Source organism: Bacillus bingmayongensis (assembly GCF_000299035.1).
GTDB lineage: Bacteria > Bacillota > Bacilli > Bacillales > Bacillaceae_G > Bacillus_A > Bacillus_A bingmayongensis.
In genome coordinates, this window is record NZ_AKCS01000082.1 from 1 (window position 1) to 790 (window position 790).

The 790-nt window shown below is 40.9% G+C and carries 1 protein-coding gene; it reads right to left on the bottom strand.

Annotated features, from left to right (window positions below; genetic code table 11):
* On the bottom strand, positions 1-790 hold a 790-nt coding region (locus Y7E_RS0106915; protein WP_017150555.1), incomplete at both ends, for a serine hydrolase domain-containing protein.

Below are 790 nucleotides of genomic sequence, written 5' to 3' on the forward strand. Positions count from 1 at the left end.
CAAGCGTGCCTCCAGCAAAAGTAGAAAACCCTGGAACACCGCCTGCGTGTCCCCATATCGAGACACCGTTTTGAAGTTTAGTTTCATAGATTCCAAGACCATATCCATCGATCCCTTCTGTTCCTGTAGGAACTGTAGTAAGCATTTGTTTTAGCTGCTGTTCCTTCAGTAATTTGCCACTGAGTAAGTAAGAGAAAAATTTGTTTAAATCATCAGCAGTAGAAATCATATCTCCATCCGAGCTACCTGGGTTAGAATAAGTAACGTCTTTTAGCTCCCTTTCTCCGTCATATCTGTCATATCCACGGGCATGCTTGGTGCCTGGAATAACCGTTGAATTGCCAGGTAGGAATGTATTTGACAATTCAAGCGGTTCAATAATTCGATTTTCAACCTCTTCCGCATAGCTGTTTCCAGTTACTTTTTCAATAAGGATACCCAGTAATACGTATCCTGTGTTTGAATAAGACCAGCCCTTTCCTGGAGCAAAGTCTGGGGGAAGAGAAATCCCCATCTTTACAAATTCTTCAGCCGTATACGATTTTTTTGTATCTTTCATATCAAAGTCTGTTGACTTTATGTAGTTAGCAATACCACTTGTATGATTCAATATCTGCCGGATAGTAATCTGGTTGCTATCATATCCGTTTCCTTGAATGACACCAGGTAACCATTTTTCAATGGAGTCGTCTAGATTCAAGCGGTTCTCTCCAGCTAATTGAAGTAGCACTGTTGCAATGAATGTCTTCGTCGTACTACCAATGCGAAAGCGAAAATCTGTTTTCATTGG